The organism is bacterium, assembly GCA_018812485.1.
GTDB lineage: Bacteria > JAHJDO01 > JAHJDO01 > JAHJDO01 > JAHJDO01 > JAHJDO01.
The window spans coordinates 38,683-55,558 of the sequence record JAHJDO010000042.1; the positions used below are offsets into that span (position 1 = coordinate 38,683).

15 protein-coding genes are annotated in these 16,876 nt (G+C 36.4%); all 15 read left to right on the plus strand.

Annotated features, from left to right (window positions below):
- Positions 1-3 precede the first annotated feature (3 nt).
- Genes KKC91_03270 through KKC91_03340 form a run of 15 tightly spaced genes read left to right on the plus strand, consistent with a single transcriptional unit; the run spans position 4 to position 16,860 of the window.
- On the plus strand, positions 4-2,304 hold the full coding sequence (locus KKC91_03270) for an alkaline phosphatase family protein (protein ID MBU0477572.1): 2,301 nt from the start codon (positions 4-6) through the stop codon (positions 2,302-2,304).
- The gene (locus KKC91_03275) at positions 2,301-3,818 is read left to right on the plus strand and encodes a radical SAM protein (GenBank protein MBU0477573.1); all 1,518 of its coding nucleotides are present in this window, start codon (positions 2,301-2,303) and stop codon (positions 3,816-3,818) included. The genes KKC91_03270 and KKC91_03275 overlap by 4 nt, the downstream gene beginning before the upstream one ends.
- 4 nt (positions 3,819-3,822) lie before the next feature.
- Positions 3,823-5,295: a B12-binding domain-containing radical SAM protein gene (locus KKC91_03280; protein MBU0477574.1), complete on the plus strand. Its 1,473-nt coding sequence runs from the start codon at positions 3,823-3,825 to the stop codon at positions 5,293-5,295.
- Between the two features lie 13 nt (positions 5,296-5,308).
- Complete coding sequence (locus KKC91_03285) at positions 5,309-6,727, plus strand: B12-binding domain-containing radical SAM protein (GenBank protein MBU0477575.1); 1,419 nt, start codon at positions 5,309-5,311, stop codon at positions 6,725-6,727.
- A gap of 34 nt (positions 6,728-6,761) precedes the next feature.
- Positions 6,762-7,817: a radical SAM protein gene (locus KKC91_03290; protein ID MBU0477576.1), complete on the plus strand. Its 1,056-nt coding sequence runs from the start codon at positions 6,762-6,764 to the stop codon at positions 7,815-7,817.
- 19 nt (positions 7,818-7,836) lie between these two features.
- Complete coding sequence (locus KKC91_03295; protein MBU0477577.1) at positions 7,837-8,454, plus strand: hypothetical protein; 618 nt, start codon at positions 7,837-7,839, stop codon at positions 8,452-8,454.
- Between the two features lie 22 nt (positions 8,455-8,476).
- On the plus strand, positions 8,477-8,971 hold the full coding sequence (locus KKC91_03300; GenBank protein MBU0477578.1) for a hypothetical protein: 495 nt from the start codon (positions 8,477-8,479) through the stop codon (positions 8,969-8,971).
- On the plus strand, positions 8,968-9,777 hold the full coding sequence (locus tag KKC91_03305) for an SDR family NAD(P)-dependent oxidoreductase (GenBank protein ID MBU0477579.1): 810 nt from the start codon (positions 8,968-8,970) through the stop codon (positions 9,775-9,777). The genes KKC91_03300 and KKC91_03305 overlap by 4 nt, the downstream gene beginning before the upstream one ends.
- Before the next feature lie 5 nt (positions 9,778-9,782).
- A complete protein-coding gene (locus tag KKC91_03310; GenBank protein ID MBU0477580.1) occupies positions 9,783-10,844 on the plus strand; it encodes a radical SAM protein in 1,062 nt (353 codons plus the stop codon).
- Positions 10,845-10,851: 7 nt separating this feature from the next.
- A complete protein-coding gene (locus KKC91_03315) occupies positions 10,852-11,661 on the plus strand; it encodes a purine-nucleoside phosphorylase (protein ID MBU0477581.1) in 810 nt (269 codons plus the stop codon).
- An 8-nt stretch (positions 11,662-11,669) separates the two neighbouring features.
- On the plus strand, positions 11,670-12,350 hold the full coding sequence (locus KKC91_03320; protein ID MBU0477582.1) for an adenine phosphoribosyltransferase: 681 nt from the start codon (positions 11,670-11,672) through the stop codon (positions 12,348-12,350).
- Positions 12,351-12,352: 2 nt separating this feature from the next.
- Positions 12,353-13,297 carry an aminopeptidase gene (locus KKC91_03325; protein MBU0477583.1) on the plus strand — a complete coding sequence of 315 codons (945 nt, stop codon included), beginning with the start codon at positions 12,353-12,355 and terminating at the stop codon, positions 13,295-13,297.
- Positions 13,294-14,346 (plus strand): radical SAM protein, encoded by a 1,053-nt coding sequence (locus KKC91_03330; GenBank protein MBU0477584.1) that lies wholly within the window; start codon positions 13,294-13,296, stop codon positions 14,344-14,346. The genes KKC91_03325 and KKC91_03330 overlap by 4 nt, the downstream gene beginning before the upstream one ends.
- A complete protein-coding gene (locus KKC91_03335; protein ID MBU0477585.1) occupies positions 14,343-15,302 on the plus strand; it encodes an NAD-dependent epimerase/dehydratase family protein in 960 nt (319 codons plus the stop codon). The genes KKC91_03330 and KKC91_03335 overlap by 4 nt, the downstream gene beginning before the upstream one ends.
- A gap of 4 nt (positions 15,303-15,306) precedes the next feature.
- The gene (locus KKC91_03340; protein MBU0477586.1) at positions 15,307-16,860 is read left to right on the plus strand and encodes a B12-binding domain-containing radical SAM protein; all 1,554 of its coding nucleotides are present in this window, start codon (positions 15,307-15,309) and stop codon (positions 16,858-16,860) included.
- Positions 16,861-16,876 lie beyond the last annotated feature (16 nt).

Sequence of the window (16,876 nt, forward strand, 5' to 3'; positions counted from 1 at the left end):
GCTTTGAAAATAATATCTAAATTTTACAATGAAGAGCTTGAAAGCATCTTTGCTAGAATCTTATACTTCTTTAACACGATTGATACATATTTTATTCTTGTAGGAATCAGCTCTTTTGTCATCGTTTTTCCGGGAAAAGTCAATGTTATAGTGCTGGTGCTATCTCTGTTGTTTGCGTTGATTACGGCAAAAATCGCTGATTTTTATCCCAGTTTTGTGATACTTGCTATTCCTGTACTTATTATACTTGGAATTGTATTAGATCTTTCAGGGTCATTAATAATGGCTCTTTTTATTGTAAATACAGCCCTGTTTTTTATAATACAGTTTGTTTTTATGGGCATACCTGATTCAATAGTTGCCCGTGATATACGAGTTGCTTTTATAAAAATATACAATTCATTATTTACGGTTGCTCCAACAACAGTTTCTTTTTCTATGAGTGTCTTCTTTTCATTCTATGTATCCTTTTGTATAGCTGCAGCCGTTTCATGCCGAGCAATAAAGGATTATACCTTGCTTGGGGCAGCGGGAGTAATTCTCTTTTTTTGTGCTTTGCTTGCCCGTTCAATGCGACCCAAAAACCTTTTCAGCAAGTTCCATAAGCCGGATGTCAGGGCTAACCCGATATTTAAACGGGTAGTGATTCTGAATATAGATGGTGTAAGAAAAGATGTTTTTGACTCATTAAATTTACCTGCAATAGCCAGATTAACCAAGGAGGGTACAAGCCATGCATTTGGACTGGAGACTGTATATCGGGCGTTAACCAATCCTGCATTTGCAAGTATATTTACGGGTACTATTCCCAGTGTTCACGGCGTCCGCAGCAACAACTTCGGACAATCAATTGTAACAGAGGGTTTGCCTGATATTGTCCCGTCTATTGCATACGGTTCAATGCATGTTAAACATTTTTGCAAGAAGTACTGGCAGACACGTATAGTCTCATTGCCCCGCCATTCCGTATATCTTTCCGACGATATAATGGTAGACTGGCTTAAAGATGATATGCTTAATAGACCAGAGATACGTCTTTTTGTCGCAGATTTCAGCGAAGCGGATTTTCTTGCTCACGCCTACGGCAGTAAGTCTAGGCAATACAAGGAAGCTCTTCAGAGGATTGATAAGCGTATAGGAGATTTTATAGATTGGATGAAATCAAATAACATGTCAGATGATACAGCGGTTATTGTATGTTCTGATCATGGAATAGCGGCAATTGACCACAGCTATCTTATAGCTGATTCAGAAAGATATGTGCCCTTTTTGATTTATGGGAAGGGTATCAAAAAAGGATTCCATATACAGCGGCCGGGAACAATTATGGATATTTGCTGTACAGTCGCATACTTTCTTGGAATCCGATATCCCTATAATTCAAGAGGACAGGTCTTTACTGAAGCGCTTGAGGATTCTGATCTTGAGTCAGAGAAAGAAACATTTGTCAGTAGATTCAACCAGTTGAAGTATGATGCTGAAGCTGAGCAGTACCATTGTGACCATGTTGAGATTTATGCCGGAGACGCACAGTGGTGGGATCAGTGTATTTCGAAGTTTATAATGGACAAAAAATGCGATCTGAGAGTGCTTGATATCGGATGCGGCAATGGCTTTGTGGGTGAAAGATTTGTCGCAATGGGGGTCAATTTTAGTGATTTTGTATGTATGGATATTTCTAAAAACATACTTGAGGAAGCTAAGAAAACGCTTGGGAAATATCCCGGATTTTCCTTTACAACCAGTTTAGATGATGTTAATGGAACATTTGACATAATTACTGCCAGCTCGGTTTTTCATCATGTTGTTCATCCGGATAAGCTTGCAGATATCATTGACAGGTTTCTCGCAGAAGATGGAATTGTGATTGGAAGCCATGAGCCAAATAAGGAAGCATTTAAAAAGAAGTTGTTTTATGCAGGAGCAGCTTTATATAAAGGAATAGGCGGAAGTATAAGTATTAGCAATGAAGTCGTGCGTGAGTTCAATGATCTGCTCCGTAACAGATATCCAAATGCTCCCGGCGTCTGCCGTGAAGAGATACTTCAGATGGTAGAGTATCACTCTCCTTTGGAGCAGTATGATAAGTCTATTGATTTACAAAGCGGGTTCATACCGGATGAGTTCTGCAAACTATGCTTTCCAGGATATAAAGTACTCCTGCTTGAGACCTACTCAACATTTTCTCATAGGCTATGGCTGTCAAAACATAAAAGAATACAATCTTTGCTTGTTGCTATGTTTAATCTTTTATTTAAACGGGGCAATCTCTTCAGATTCGTCTTGAGGAAAAAGGAGATATGAAGATAATTTTTCCTGTTATGGGTGCTGAGAATATATCAGTCAGCTATCTTTCGACAGTTCTTAAAGAGGCTGGGCATATAGTTAAGGTGGCTTTTGATCGTTCACTATTTGATGATAAGCAATATTTTTCCGTTCCTTTTCTCAGCCGTATGTTCACTGAAAAAAAGAGAATGATAAAAGAAATAATCAGGGAGAAGCCTGATATTCTTGCTATGTCTGTATTCGCCGATAATTACCAATGGGGTCTTGAAGTGGTACGTGAAGTACGTAAATGCCACATGTGCATTACTGTATGGGGTGGAATGCATCCTACTTCCTGCTCGGAGGAAGTTATCAGTAGAGACGAGGTGGATTACATGATTGTAGGGGAGGGGGAAACCCCTTTCATGGAATTGCTTGAAGCGCTTGAAAAGAAGGAATCGCCAGAAAGTATTTCCAATTTGTGGATGAAGAAAAACGGCAAGGTAATTCGTAACAAGCCTAGATTATTAATGGACCCCAAAGCTTTTCCAGCTGTAGACAAAACCATATATGAAAAGTTTATCCCAATGAAGGACTATTACCTTACTGTTACATCTAAGGGGTGTATTGCCCACTGCAGTTATTGTACGCAGAATTTTCTCTGGAAATGGGAAAAAGAAGAAGGATTAGGACATTTTCTCAGAGAAAAATCTGTTGATGCTGTATTAGACGAATTAAAGGCAATGAAAAAACGTTATAGTATCCGTTATGTTGATATAAAAAATAATGTACTTTCAGGTAACAGCAAATGGTTTGATGAGTTTCTTGCGCGTTATCCTGAAGAGATTCAGTTGCCTTTCAGAATAATGGGACATCCTCTGTTGTTTCAAAAAGACCTGGCAGTCAAATTAAAAAAGGCAGGCTGTCATCATATTCAAATAGGAATTGAATCATTAAATCCCGAAGTAAGAAAAAAAGTGCTGTTTCGCAACGAGACTAACGAGCAGATTATCAGAGCGCTTGATAATATTGAAAAAGCAGGTATTAATTTTTCCGCAGATCTGATGTTGGGTCTTCCGGGAGAGTCGGAGGACGACCTGATTTTAGCTCTTAAAACTCTTGCAAAATATCGCAGACTCATACGTTCGTCCGTATTCTGGCTTCAGTATTTGCCAAGCGTTGATATTACCAGAATGGCCATATTGAAAGGCTATATAAACAAAGGAAACGAAATAAAAATTGTTCAGGGGCTTCAGAATAACTACTTATCAACAGGCTCATCAATGGAGCCGCAGAGAATGAGAATACTCAAGACATACCATATCATGTTCCGTTTACTTCCTATTGTTTCTCAGAGAATCATGAATTTTCTGATAAACTCTGGGATATATCGCATATTCAGGTATATCCCATTCCAGATATTTGCTATCATCGTCATTGATGTGTTTGTTTCTTTTGTGCGCAAGGACTACTATGCAAAATGGATTATGGGATGGTATTTCAAACAGCTGTTTAAGCATCTTACCGGAAAGGTAGAGACAATTTCAGATTAAAACTATGAAAATATTATTTATTGATAATTTTTCGTTTAATTTTGGCATCGCATCTATTTCATCTGTATTGAAACAGAGTGGTCATGATGTGGAGTTGTTATATTACACATTTTCTAAAATGAAAGGCATCGATATTTATCGTAATCCCAGTAAATATTATTCGTTTAATAAGATAGCTGATGAGATAATTGGAAGGAAACCTGATATTATAGGGTTTTCTGTTTTAAGCTCAAATTACATGTTCTATAAAAACACAGCTGAAGCCATTCGCAGAAGAACAGATATTCCTATTTTAACAGGAGGTGTGTTCCCGACTATGAGTCCAGATTTTTTTATAGAGAATACCTGCTGCGACTTTGTATTCAGGGGAGAAGCAGAACCTGTAATTGTGGAACTTATTGAAAAAATAGCTTTAGGAAAGTATTATGATGTGCCAAATATCGTTTACAGAGAAAAAGGAGGGACTGTTGTTCACAACGAAATGTCCAGCTTTGTCGATGACCTAGATGCTCTTCCGTTTTATGATAAGGAAGTATATCCAGGTGTTCCATTTCAGTTGAATATGTCAACCAGCCGTGGATGTGTCAATTCCTGCAGCTATTGTTCTTCCGGGAAATATACCAGACTAACGGTCAGAGGAGGAGCTGGAAAAGTCAGGAAAAGAAGCGTGGACTCTATTATTAAAGAGATAAAACAAGCTTTGCGAAAATGGCCATATAAAGAGATCTCTTTCTGGGACGATTTTTTTATTACAACACCTAAATGGTTATCGGAATTTGTGGAGAAATATAGCAAAGAAATAAATCTTCCTTATAATTGCATAGCTTTTCCTGCGGTGATAAATAATGAGGTAGCGTCATTATTAGCCGGGTCTGGATGCAATGTTGTATGTATGGGATTTCAGACTGCAAATGAAGAATATAAAAAGAATGTACTAAGAAGAAGAGAAACTAAAAAACAAGTTGCTAAAGCCATAAACCATCTGGAAGAGCATGGAGTTAAATACAGCTTAGACCATATTTTTAATTTACCAGGTGAGACAAAAGAGCATATTGAAGAATCTTTGGATTTTTTTATCAATAACAAAGTAAAATGGGTATCAATATATTTCCTTAATTATTATCCTGATTCCGATATTACAAAGTATTCCTATGATAATGGTTTTATTGGCTCTGAGCAGTTCTCTAAAATCATGAAAAATGAACTGATTGGCGATCAGGCATTTAAAGGAACCATCGTTGATAAAAAGAAATCTAAAGAGCAGGTTCAGTACGCTTTACTTTTTAGATTGATTAATTTACTGCCTGCCAAATGGTTGAAACGGATGCTAAAGAATGATATTCAAAAAAGGTTTCCGACTAATAAATATTTATACTATAGTCTTTCTTTGTTAACCTTGTTTAAAGCGCAGGGTTTTAGAAGAGTTTTGACATTTGTCAATCCTTATTTCAAATTCAGGAAAAACGTATGCGAATAGGAAAAGAGTAAAAATGAAAATAACTTTAATAAATCCGCCGCTTACTCTGGATGAAGCATATGGAAACTACAGCGACTTAGCTTCTTTTCTGCCTCAACTGGGTTTATGCGCTTTGGCCAGCTATTTAATAAAATATGGATACAAAGAAGTAAGGATAATTGATGCTAATGTATTAGGGAGCAGTCTCAGCAATATCGTCAAAGACGTTATGAGCGATTCTCCAGATTTAATAGGAATATATAACAGTACATCTAACTACTTTTCTGTATCTAGTTTGGTTTCTGAAATAAAAAAAACGAAAAGATCACAAAAAATAGTCTTAGGCGGACCACATCCCAGTTTTCTTCCTGAAGAGATATTAACCGAAACCGCAGTTGACTATTGCGTAATAGGGGAAGGAGAAGAGACTTTATTAGAATTAGTTCAACATATTGAAGGTAATTCTGATGAGCTAAACAAAATAGATGGATTGGCTTATAAGACCAGTGATGACAAAATAATAATAAACAAACCGAGAAAACGGATTGATGATTTAGACAGCCTGCCATTTCCAGCCGTTCATCTGTTACCTCCGCTTTCAAAATATAAATTTTATCCTTTGCAATCCAAGAGATCGCCGTATATGACATTGATAACATCAAGAGGGTGCCCATATAATTGCGTTTTTTGTGAGACTCCTTTTGGCAAGACAGTGCGATATCATAGTCCGGAGTACGTGGTTAATTATATAGATTATTTGGTTAAGCAATTCGGTGTTAAAGAATTATGTTTCGTTGATGATACCTTTACTCTTAAAGAAAAGAGAGTTTTTGAAATATGCGGTCTGATACAAAAGATAAATCTTGATGTTAGCTGGTACTCTGCTACGCGTGCAAACATAAAAGACAAAACCATTTTTAATGAAATGAGAAAAGCAGGTTGCTGGATCTGCGCCATAGGCGCAGAGTCCGGAGATCCTGAGGTACTTCGTTTGATAGGGAAGGGGGTCTCTCTGGATGAGATTAAATCATCCTGCGAGGCGGTTCTAAAAGCAGGGATAGTGTTAAAAACATTTTTTATTCTCGGGAATCCAGGTGAAACGCTTGAAACAATAGAGAAAACAATAAAATTTGCAAAGTCCCTGAAAGCACATTATCCAGTTTTCAGCCTGATGACTCCGTTTCCAGGAACTGAATTATGGAATACAGCTGAAAAATATGGCACTTTTGATCGCTCAAATTTTCAGAAACTTATAATTTCTACTGCGGATCCTGTATTTGTCCCCTATGGTTTGACAAAAGAAATTTTGTTGAAGAAGCAAAAGGAAGCCTTCAGAAGAACCTATTTTAGCTTAGGTATGGTCAAAAAGCAGTTATGCGCTATTAAATCTATAGATGATGTCAAGAAACTGGGCAAAGCAGCTATTGCTTTCTTAAAGTTACAGTTTAACTGATTGTGATGATACCTGTAAAAAAGGAGTAAAGGATATGAGTTCGAAGCTTACGACACTTATTAGAGGGCGTAAGGCAATGTTTAGCCTGTTGAAGTGTAAATTTAGCAAGAAGCGTATTCCGGTCAGAGCAAGCTTTTTGGTAACGAAATATTGCAATCTGAGATGCTTTTATTGTTACACTAAGGATATTCTAAATGATAAAAACGTACACGAGCCAACCATTGATGAGTTAAAAAACACTATTGATCAAATTTATGAGGCTGGATGCCGCTGGATAAACATTTTAGGTGGCGAGCCTCTTATGAGAGATGATATCGAAGAATTCATTAATTATGTCAGTAATAAAGGAATGTTTATGGAGATAACCACAAATGGTTTTTTCGTAAAGAAGAGGATAAAAGCATTAAAGAAAGTAGATCATCTTTGTATAAGTTTGGATGGAAATAAAGAGTCTAATGATAAAAGTCGCGGTAAAGGATCTTTTGAGAAAATCGTTGAAGGGATTGAATACGCTGTAACAAACGGTCTAAGCGTAAGAGTACATGCGACACTATGCAAAAGGACAATGCAGGGTAAATCATTGGAGTTTTTGTCAGATTTTTGCAACAGACTGAAAATAAAACTGAACTATTCAGAGAACGGTCTGCCAGGAATAGAGAAGATGGATCCTGATTTTCTTCTTTCCAGAGAGGAAACCATGAATTTCTACAGAAGTTATAAAAGTTTAAGGAATAAAGGATTTCCTATAATTAGTTCAGACGTGGCGGTAGAATATGCATCAAAATGGCCTCTTCAAGGACAGACAATCATTTATAAGAAAGACCTTCACAAAATTCCAAAAGGCAGTTTTTATCCCTGTGAGCTTGGGAGAAGCCAATGTTTTATTACCAGTGACGGTTATGTATACCCTTGTTCAAAAAAATGGGGTTATGGGAAAAATCTATATGAGGTAGGATTTAAAGAAGCTTGGAATTATTTGGAAAATCTAGACTGCGTAGCTTGTAAAGAGCTTGGGACTATAGAGCAAAGTCTTATTACAGGTCTTAATCCCAGCGCTTTGTTCAACGCCATAACAAATTTTGCGCTATAAATTTAAAGGAATTAAAGTCATGAACTGTAAATATTGTATAGATGATATAAAGTACACAGTGGAAGTTGTTGATATAGAGACAAAGTGCAAATATCATAAGAAAATAGGAGAGGTATATTCGTCATCAGCGGTTGCTCCTGCTGGTTTATGCCGCGAACTTTTTTACACAGCTTATCCAAGATGCCTGGCTGTGCTTTACAGCGGAAAGCCTACGCGCGGATGGTTAAGGGGAAAAGGAGTGCGGAGTATGACTGTTCGGTGTCCTGCAGCAAACGGCATAAAAGTATTGATTAGAGTAGAAGATATTTTTATCCCGCCGATACGCATGGTTAAGGAGCTTGTTGAAGAATTATGTAAAGTTATATATAGGCCATTGGATGGTCCTTTTAGAAAAGTTGCTATTGAGATTATTGAAACAGGTTCCGATTGTCCAAAAGGATATCACATGGGAGATACCTTTTACTTTAATGTAGATAAGCAAGATGAATTGTGTCCTGCTGGGTTTGCAACTATATATCCATATTTAAGGCGTATGAGAAATACCAAGAAAAATAATGGTTTGCTACACTCAATTAAAGTGCACTGTCCTGATTGTGTCGGCGTAACATATAATGTAACTATTAAAGAAGATAAATGATGTTGTTGTAATCGGAGGTTTTATGCAAGATTTTAAAAATATTTGTAAATTCTGTAATGAGATAAAGTTGAATTTGGTTTGCGGTGGTAAAGAATTCGTATTGGGCGATATATTACCCGATAATATTTGTCCTCTTGCTTTTCATAGTATCTATCCTTATATAATTACCCTTTCGAAAGGCGGCTGGCTTAATTGGGTGGGGCATGATGAACATGTTATTGTAAATTGTCCATTTGGGCGTGGTGTCGCTATGTACGTTAAGGCTCCTTCTTTAAAATCACAACAGTATCTAGAAGTTGAGGTGATGAAAATCAGAGAGAATAACGAATGTTATAAAGGATATGTGTTAAAAAAAGTTTTTCAATTTAATATAAGCGATGAGAATATGTTTAAGTTGGGGTTATTATATAGATCTATTCCTTTTATTCTAAGCAGAGATGATGATAACAATAGTGATCCGATGGAAATTTGTTACAATTTTGAAGGGGAAAAAGTTCAATGTCAGGTGGAGTTTTGATAGATAAACTACGAAATAAGACTGTGCTGATTACTGGCGCATCGAAGGGAATTGGTAGGGCTATAGCCCTACTATTCAGCGGTTACAATATGAAAATTGGTTTGATAGCTCGTTCTGAAGATAAACTTAAAGAGGTATCCAATTGTGTGAATTCAGCTGGTGGCGAAGCTTTGATATTAAATACAGATTTGAGGGATCGAAAAGCCATAGAAGATGCAGTGCTTGAATTTAAAAATAAATTTGGTGAACCTGATTTTTTAATTAATAATGCAGGAATAGCTGCTCGTGGTTTTTGGCAGGATATTTCGCTTGATTCAGAGCTTGATGTAATGAACGTTAATTACACAGCAGCTGTTATTCTTATGCGCCTTCTGTTGCCTGGTATGATGCAAGCCGACAGTGGGCATATAATAAATATTAGTGCGATTGCAGGAATATATACTGCTCCATATCAGGGAGCATATTGTGCAAGCAAGGCAGCTCTCCTGGCTTATTCAGTAAGTCTTGGTTATGAGTTAGAGAAGACAAATGTAAAGATTTCCTCAATATTATTTCCAGGTCCAGTCGATACTGATTTTTTGAAAAGCCCAAATTTTGAAAGTTTTAGAAAATTTAAAGATATAATATCTCCAGACCTTATAGCTCAGAGCGTTCTGTCAGTAATTGAGAATCCAAAAGAAATGGTTTTCGTAGGGCCACTATGGAAATTAATTGCAGCAAAGATTGCAAGTTTAAAGCCCGAATTCTTCAGGAAAATAATTGAAAAAAAGAATACGCCTCCAGAATCTCTTGATGTTTTTAAGTAAATATTATGTTTGAAATTATTCTAGGATATATAGATTTTTTGTCTCTAAGAAAACTTGGAGTGCTACCCAGAGCTGTGCGGGGCGTGTTCGATAGAGCTGTTCTTAAAAAGCCCCATTTAAGAGTAGCAGAGATTGCTACAACATTCATGTGTAATTCCAATTGTATAATGTGCTCTTGCGCAAAATTCTACAATTGCGAAAAAGAGAAAAACCGAATGAGTGTTTCTGAATATAAATCTCTTGGCAGGGAGCTTGACAAACTCGGATGTATTTCTGTAAATGTCACTGGAGGAGAACCGCTCATTCGTAAAGATATTGACGATGTAATTATCGCATTAAAGCCAAAAAATAAAATTGTTAATTTAATAACCAATGGAATTAATTTAACTCGTGAGAAAATAAAATATTATTCATCCATTGGTATTGACAGTATTGTTGTTAGTCTGGAAAGCATTTCTGCAGAGGAGAATGATAAAATTCGTGGGCATGAGGGTCATTTTCAGGTAGTTATGAATGCAATTCAGTGGGCTAAGGAAGAAAAAGTCAAGTTTGGTATTAGTCTTACACTTGGAGATTTTAATTTTAAAAAAGTCTATGAACTGATTCAGTTTGCGCAAAGCAAATCGATTTTTCTTTGTATTGCCCATTGCGGTAGTATCGGAAAATGGGCAGGCAATGATTCAATGTTTCTATCTGGAAAAAACGCAATAAAAGTAATCAGCTTAATCAAAAAACATGGTAAGATTAAAATAGACTTCAGCGCAAATCTCAGCTTAAAGCCGGGCTGTCCGGCTTTTATTGAGAAGATATATATTACGCCGTATGGTGATGTACTGCCATGTACCTTTAATCCTATCTCGTTTGGTAATCTTCGCGAAGAATCTCTATCAATCATCTGGAACCGCATGTTAAAATTTTATAACGAAAATGTGCATAGTAAAACATTATGCTTGCGAAGTTATGATAAGGAATTTATTGGGAAATTCCTTAATCCTATAAAAAACATGAAACAGCCTGTACGGATAGATGAACATCCATATTTCAAAACACATGGAAGTTTAAAATAGGATGAGTATGACGAAAACCCTGAATTTTCTTAGAGATAGAATAAAGACTGTGCCGGAAATCCTTATAATATTGGGATCCGGTTTTGCGAAAGTAGCAGATAAGATGAAAATAAGAGTCGAAATACCTTATCAGGATATACCTCATTTCAAGAAGACAAGTGCACCTACTCATAGCGGTAATCTTATAGCCGGGAAAATAAACGGCAGGGATGTATTAGTGATGCAGGGCAGGTATCATGTTTACGAAGGTTATGAAATTAGTTTTACTACTTATCCCGTGCGCGTGGCAGCCGAATTAGGAGTAAAAAAATTAATAACCACTAACTTATCCGGCGGTATTAACGAGAATTTTAACATAGGTGATTTTATGCTTGTCAAAGATCACCTAAATGTATCCGGTGTCAACCCTTTGATTTGGGATTCAGGGAGAACATCCGGTCAATTTACAGATATGTATGAAGCATATTCTTCGCATTTAATCAGGCTGTTAGAAAGGTCCGCTTCTGAATTGGGTATTACCTTGCATAAGGGAGTATTGGCCTATCTAACTGGTCCTAATTTTGAAACCCGATCTGAATTAAAAATGTTAAAACTTCTGGGTGCAGATGCTGTTGGTTGGTCTCTGGTGCCGGAAGTTCTGGAAGCTCGCAGATATGGCATGGACGTTTTAGGTATCGTTTGCATCAGTGACCTTTCCAATCCGGATAGCTTCAACCCTGTTAATTTAGAAGAGATATATCAAATCGGAAAAGAAAAAGCTGACACACTATTTCTCTTACTGGCGAGTTTTATGTCTAAATTGCAGAATGGAGCTTAATTGGCTGGATGAAAAAACTAATTAAAATAAGACGATATAAAAATGAAAAGCATTACGAAGTAAATATAGATGGATTAAAGCGATTATGTCCATTATATAAAGTTGCTCCTGAGACCTGGATTGTTGGAAATGAGCATATCTCTTTCGGCACAGATATAGAGTTTACTCAAAAAATTGGGAGAAAGCTGGCAGAAAAAATATCTAAGTTTAAAGCAGATTGTATTTTAACAGCAGAAGCTAAATCTCTGGGCGCAGCTTATGAAGTTGCTAGAAATTTGGGTCACAAAAATTTTGCCATCGCCAGGAAAAGCATCAAGCCGTATGACAAGAATTACATTTCCACGGAAATAAAATCAATAACATCCGCAAAAAAAGAGCTTCTGTACTTAGATGATTTCAACATTGCCCGCATTAGAGGTAAAAAGATAGTGCTATTTGATGACGTTATCTCCACATGCAGTACCATGCTCGGACTTATAGAACTGGCAAAAAAGGCAGGGGCAGAAGTTTGCGCTATGGCAGCAATCTGGCTGGAAGGCTCTTTGGTCTTTGAACAGTTCATAGAGGAATTTAAAGCGGGGCGGTTAATACATATAGATATTCTTCCTATTTTTACCATTGGTAAAACCTATGACAAATTACGCAATAAAAATATTTCTATTGAAAGGCTTTTAGAGCGTCGGAGATAACAATGAAAGGAAAATACCCTGGAGCTTATAATTTTCTGAAAACTATTGGAGTAAGAAAAGAAGAAAGCGTTCTTATACTGACGGACGAGCTTGCGGAGAGTGATGCAATCCAGGTAATAAGAAGGGTATTTTATGATAAATGTTCAAAAGTCAATGTAGAAACTCTACCCCTGGAACTTCAACATGATTTTCCCGAGAACGTTTGTCAGCTAATCGAAGATTTTGATGTAATAATTCTGGCAGCCAGCCAGTCCTGGTACCAGGTTCCAGCGAGAAGAAAGGCCAAGTACCGGAGCAAAAAACGGGTAGTGGAATGTTATAATTTGACATTGGAAATGATGAAGGAAGGTGCGTTATGTGCTAATTATGAAGACATCAGGCTTTTTACAGCGGATTATAAGAAAAGCTTTAAGCTCGGAGCTTCTTTGACCATAAAAACAGACCAAGGTACGAATCTTTCAGCAGTAATTAGAGATGTATTTGATGAGACTGGGTGTTATGATAAGCCCGGGTCTGGCGGGAATTTACCGGCAGGCGAAATTTCTTTAGGAGTAACAGAAGGCGAGACCTATGGAGAAATAGTTTTCGATATTAGCTTTGATGTACTTGGCAGATTAGAGAAAAAACCGCTAAAAGTTTTCGTAGATAAAGGCCGGGTAGTGAAAGTTGAGGGCAAGTCTAGAGAAAATTTCGAGAAATTATTTGAAAATGATGAGTACTTGCGTAATGTTGCAGAAGTAGGAATTGGTACTAATAGTTATGCTATTATAGGGCGGTCAGTGCTGGAAGATGAGAAAAAAACAGGGACAGCTCATATCGGTTTTGGAAATGACACATATTTTGGCGGTAATGTAGAAGGCTGTCATTTAGATGGAGTTTTCTTATCGCCAAAAATTACTGTAGATGGCAAAGATGTAATCGGAGATTTAGTGAGCAATAAAAGATGATAGGGAAAATACGCAGGTTTTTATCTCCTGCTGCAAAAGAGAAGATTTTAAATTCTCTGCCATATAAATTTTTAACTCGTATTCGATTGCATAGGCACGAGATACGATTTAGCTGCGAGTTGACAACCAGATGTAATGCTAAGTGTGATATCTGTACTCGGGACTCTCTTATTAAAAAGGGGCAGCTATATGTTGGCGATATGGGAAAAGATCTTATCAAACGTGTTATGGAGGAGATTAAGAAATTTCATAATGATGGAAGACGTATTTATTTTGTGCCTATGGGTTTAGGTGAACCGCTTTTATATAAGGGCTTATTTGACTTGTTTCAGGACATTAAATATATTTCAAAAAAAATTGGCATCGTACTTGTGACTAATGGACTTTCACTTGATGACCGTTGTTGTAAAGAACTTATTTCCTTGGGAATTGATGAAGTTACTGTCAGTTTAAATGCTATCAACGCTTCAAGTTATCAACAACATATGGGTGTGGATGGGTATGATAAAGTTTGTCATAATATTGAAAATTTAATAAATTTGCGTAACAAAAGTGGCAAAAAACTGCCGAATGTCTTCGTTCAATATATTGACTATGACAATAATCAAAAATTATTTCAAAAAGCTGTCAAGAGATGGTCGAACATAATGCGATACAACGACAAGTGTTATGTTCACCCTATTATGAATCAGGCTAATTTCTTTTTAGGCGAATGTACGTCCAAATATTCAGATGTGAGATATCCCTGCACTCAACCTCTATGGAGAATCGCAATAAAAGTTAATGGAGATATTTATCCATGTGATCCTAGTTTTTATTCCGGGAACCAAAAAATAACTTTTCTTTATCTGGGCAATATCATAAATAAAAGCCCCTTTGATATATTGATGAACAAAAAGAGCAAGCCATTTAAGATATTGGAAAGTATGCGAAAAGATGATTACTCACAAATTCCCGAATGTGCGAAGTGCAACACTTATAAATTAGAATGCAATTCTTATTTTGAACTTCCCAGGCCATTGAGGACTAAGGAATGTAAATGGCTATGAATAAAAAAACTGTTTTTGTTACTGGTGGAACAGGAAAGATCGGGCACTCTTTAGTTGCTCGCTTAGCATCACTTGGTTTTTGTGTAAAAGTATTATCAAGAAGGCAAGATTATCCTTGGGATGGGATTGATAACATCCAAATTATTAAGGGAGATATTCTTGATGAAGAGACTGTTCGAAAAGGGCTTGAAGGATGTGATTATTTGTTCCATCTGGCTGTTTACCAGAATATTAACGATAAAAGAAAAGACATGTTTCGACGAATTAATGTTGAAGGAACAAAAACAATTTTAAATTCTTCAATAAATTCAGGTATTGAGAGGGTTGTATATGTTTCCACGGCGATGGCCTTTCAGGCAACAGGAAAGCTTGAAAGAGATGAGAAATGGATTCAAAAAATCTCCTGTACATGTGACAATTATCTTCAGACAAAGATAGAAGCATTAGCGCTCGTCCGTCAGATGAAGAAAGTTTTACCCGTTGTTATTGTTTATCCAACGGCAGTTATAGATTTAAAGGATTTTTCTTCCTCAGCGCCGGTTCAATCTACAGGATGGCAAAATTTTTTGTGGAGAAGGGTAGGCGGAGGAATTCCAGGAGGTTTGATTAGTCTCATTGGTTCTAAAGACAGAATTTTTAATTATGTCGTTGTTGATGATTTGGTTGAGGGCATAATTCAGGCGGCGATAGTTGGTCAAGCCGGGGAAGAATATATTTTAGGAGGAGAGAATATCACGGCAGAGAATTATTTGCGCGCTGCTTCTCAACGAGTGAGTAAAAAAGTGTTTGCTTTTCGAATTCCGATTTATCCTTTTAAAGTCATTTCTCGATTTCGGCGATTCGTATCAGTAACGCCGATTATTAACTTAATATCGCAGAATTCCCAAGGCGATATGTGCTTTTCTTCTGAGAAAGCCATGAAAATTTTGGGATATAATCCAAAGCTAAAACTTTAAAACAATGGCGGAAGTATTACTTTTTAATCAGTATTTTACTTCAGATGCAAAATCTCCAGATAGGATATTGGCGACGCTGCCAATAAATCTATTATGTCTTGGCTCATATTTAAAAGACAAAGACATAAGTTGTAAAATATACGAATTAGGAATCTTTGATTTCGATAAAATTATTGTAAAAAATGACAGGATAAGATGCGGAATTAGCGATGAAGAAATAATATCTATAATAAAAAATGAGGCTCCAAAGATAATAGGTCTGGGATGTGTGTATTCAAGGCATTATATTGATATCATATCAATAACCAGATTAATAAAAAAAATAGATCCTTTTATAAAAGTTGTACTGGGCGGTAATCATGCTACTGCTTTTTACGATATGGTGTTAAAAGAACCAACCGTTGATTTTGTAGTAAGGGGCGAGGGAGAAATAACATTCCATGAATTATGCGATGAAATTCTTTCCAATAACAATGGGTTTAAAAATATAAGCGGACTTGCCTATAATTCCGATGGAAGTATTCTAAAGACCAAAGATAGAGAATTAATTAAAGATCTGGATGAGCTGCCTAATGATTATTCGCTTTTAGATGTCGAACAATACGCTAATGTTGCTTATACAACGCCATTTTTGATGAGATATCCTGCTATTGGAATCATCTCCAGCCGTGGATGTCCTGGCAATTGTATATATTGTACAGTTAAAGCAGTTTGGGGGAGAACATGGAGAGCTAAAAGCGCAAAAAAGACAGTTGATGAGATGGAATTACTTTATAAGAATTACGGGGTCAAGGAAATTTTATTTTTAGACGATAGCGCCTCTATTGATAAAAAAAGATGGAGCAGTATATGTGACGAAATTATAAATAGAAAATTGAATATAAGATGGACAACGCCTAACGGGATTGCGCATTGGACACTAGACAAACCAATTTTAAAAAAAATGTATAAATCAGGTTGTTATCGAATTACCTTTGGTATTGAATCAGGTAATCCTGAAACAAGGAAATTTTTAGGTAAATCCTTTCCGCTTTCTCAAGCAAAGGAGATAATTGAGTACGCAAATAAAATAGGTATGTGGACGATCTGTACAAACATATTGGGGTTTCCATATGAAACGGGGAAAGCAATGGAGGATACTATAAAATTTGCGCAAAAGTCAGGAACAGATTTTGCAACATTTTATCTACTTGCTCCTTTAGTTACTTCTGATGTTTACAACTGTTTCAAAAAAGAAGGCTTACTTAATTTCGATCATATCTTTAAGGATAACGTCTTTGATGAAAAAAAATACGAGGAAATGAACAAGATAGTCAACGACGGAGGTACGCCTACGAAGAATTTCAGCCCCGAAGAACTAAAACGGATCCAAGAAAAAGCTTATAGAAGATTTCTTATTTATCGCTTAATAACCTATATCGTTAAACCAGCGCATTTATTGAGAAAAATACGGTCTGTAGAAAGTCTGATGTATACGATAAGACTTATATCATCGGGGTTAAAAATTTTCATAAAGACTTTTTATAAAAAAACAACCAAGGCGTTGTTATATGAATAAGAATGTTAGCTTATAA

Excerpts from the sequence above, each read along its gene's own strand:
- KKC91_03275 (MBU0477573.1), top strand. The coding sequence starts at position 2,301 with ATGAAGATAATTTTTCCTGTTATGGGTGCTGAGAATATATCAGTCAGC.
- KKC91_03280 (MBU0477574.1), top strand. The coding sequence starts at position 3,823 with ATGAAAATATTATTTATTGATAATTTTTCGTTTAATTTTGGCATCGCA.
- KKC91_03285 (MBU0477575.1), top strand. The coding sequence starts at position 5,309 with ATGAAAATAACTTTAATAAATCCGCCGCTTACTCTGGATGAAGCATAT.
- KKC91_03290 (MBU0477576.1), top strand. The coding sequence starts at position 6,762 with ATGAGTTCGAAGCTTACGACACTTATTAGAGGGCGTAAGGCAATGTTT.
- KKC91_03295 (MBU0477577.1), top strand. The coding sequence starts at position 7,837 with ATGAACTGTAAATATTGTATAGATGATATAAAGTACACAGTGGAAGTT.
- KKC91_03300 (MBU0477578.1), top strand. The coding sequence starts at position 8,477 with ATGCAAGATTTTAAAAATATTTGTAAATTCTGTAATGAGATAAAGTTG.
- KKC91_03310 (MBU0477580.1), top strand. The coding sequence starts at position 9,783 with ATGTTTGAAATTATTCTAGGATATATAGATTTTTTGTCTCTAAGAAAA.
- KKC91_03315 (MBU0477581.1), top strand. The coding sequence starts at position 10,852 with ATGACGAAAACCCTGAATTTTCTTAGAGATAGAATAAAGACTGTGCCG.
- KKC91_03320 (MBU0477582.1), top strand. The coding sequence starts at position 11,670 with ATGAAAAAACTAATTAAAATAAGACGATATAAAAATGAAAAGCATTAC.
- KKC91_03325 (MBU0477583.1), top strand. The coding sequence starts at position 12,353 with ATGAAAGGAAAATACCCTGGAGCTTATAATTTTCTGAAAACTATTGGA.
- KKC91_03330 (MBU0477584.1), top strand. The coding sequence starts at position 13,294 with ATGATAGGGAAAATACGCAGGTTTTTATCTCCTGCTGCAAAAGAGAAG.
- KKC91_03335 (MBU0477585.1), top strand. The coding sequence starts at position 14,343 with ATGAATAAAAAAACTGTTTTTGTTACTGGTGGAACAGGAAAGATCGGG.
- KKC91_03340 (MBU0477586.1), top strand. The coding sequence starts at position 15,307 with ATGGCGGAAGTATTACTTTTTAATCAGTATTTTACTTCAGATGCAAAA.